This window comes from Protofrankia sp. CiP1_Cm_nod3 (assembly GCF_982290655.1).
This window is the reverse complement of record NZ_CEVIVD010000104.1, coordinates 2,287-3,430: the sequence shown is the minus strand read 5'-3', so window position 1 is coordinate 3,430 and position 1,144 is coordinate 2,287. Positions and strand designations below refer to the sequence as shown.

The following is a 1,144-nucleotide window of genomic DNA, read 5'->3' as shown; positions in this document are numbered from 1 at the left end:
GGCGGTGATGATCGGCGTCATCCGGCCGTGAGAGGCTGGCGTGGATCGGGGCGCCGAGGCCGCCGATCCCGATCTCTTACGAAGGGGGACGTACGACACATGTCGACGCTGCTGGTCACCGGGGCCGCCGGGTTCATCGGGTCGAACTTCGTCCGCTACTGGCGTGAGCGGCACCCCCGGGACCAGGTGGTCGCGCTGGACGCGCTGACCTACGCCGGCTGCCGGGACAACCTCGCCGACGTGCTGGCGGAGATCACGTTCGTGCACGGGGACATCCGCGACCGCGAGCTCGTCGAGTCGCTGCTACGGGAGCACACGGTCGACGTGGTGGTCAACTTCGCCGCCGAGTCGCACAACAGCCTGGCGATCATCCGTCCCGGCGACTTCTTCTCCACCAACGTCATCGGCACCCAGACGCTGCTGGAGGCGGCCCGCACGGTCGGCGTGGCGCGCTTCCACCAGATCTCGACCTGCGAGGTCTACGGTGACATGGACCTCGACGACCCCGGCGCGTTCACCGAGGACTCCCCGTATCTGCCGCGGACGCCGTACAACGCGGCCAAGGCCGGCGGCGACCACGCGGTGCGCGCTTACGGCCTGACCTACGACCTGCCGGTGACGATCACGAACTGCTCGAACAACTACGGGCCGTACCAGTTCCCGGAGAAGGTCATCCCGCTGTTCGTCACCCGGGCCCTGCAGGGCGAGAACCTGCCCCTGTACGCGTCGGTGCGCAACCGCCGGGAGTGGCTGCACGTCGCCGACCACTGCCGGGCGATCGAGGCGGTGCTGGAGCGCGGCCGGCTCGGCGAGACCTACCACGTCGGCAGCGGTGTCGAGGCCGACATCGAGACCATCGCCAACACCATCCTCGCCGAGCTGGGCCTGCCGGAGTCGCTGAAGACGATCGTGCCGGACCGCCCGTCCCACGACCGGCGTTACCTGCTCGACTCCACCAGGCTGCGCACCGAGCTCGGCTGGGCGCCCGAGATCGGCTTCGCCGACGGGATGCGGGAAACCGTCGCCTGGTACCGCGACAACGAGGCGTGGTGGCGTCCGCTGATCGGCCGCTCCCCCGTCTCGGAGACCGCCTGGCGCTGACCCGCCCACGGCTCGCCCCGGGCCGGCCGCGGAGGGGCCGGGC

At 70.6% G+C, this 1,144-nt stretch carries 1 protein-coding gene; it reads left to right on the top strand.

Annotated features, from left to right (window positions below):
- Positions 1-99: 99 nt before the first annotated feature.
- Positions 100-1,101 (top strand): dTDP-glucose 4,6-dehydratase, encoded by a 1,002-nt coding sequence (gene rfbB / locus AC5LUJ_RS17670; RefSeq protein WP_493465322.1) that lies wholly within the window; start codon positions 100-102, stop codon positions 1,099-1,101.
- Positions 1,102-1,144: the final 43 nt, after the last annotated feature.